Annotated in this window: 1 protein-coding gene; it reads right to left on the minus strand. The window is 33.3% G+C overall.

The window, feature by feature from the left end:
- A partial coding sequence (locus IQR33_RS32190) for a hypothetical protein (RefSeq protein ID WP_228013738.1) occupies positions 1 to 207 on the minus strand: 207 nt, incomplete at both ends.

Consider the following 207-nt stretch of genomic DNA (forward strand, 5'->3'; position numbering starts at 1 on the left):
GCTCTGCTTTCGTATGTCCGTTTGAAAGGCTATTGTTTAATTTAGCAAACTCGCCTTCAAATGAATTTACATCACTTTCCAATTTATCCAATCTATTGGTTAAACTAACGTTAAAAGTTTCTTGAGCAGAATTAAATTGATGATATGGCTTCAATCTCATTGTAATTGAGTCATCAATTTGTTGCTGTAAGGTCAAACTGATCGTCT

The sequence above is a fragment of the Vibrio sp. OPT46 genome (genome assembly GCF_015163535.1).
In the GTDB taxonomy this organism is placed as follows: domain Bacteria; phylum Pseudomonadota; class Gammaproteobacteria; order Enterobacterales; family Vibrionaceae; genus Vibrio; species Vibrio alginolyticus.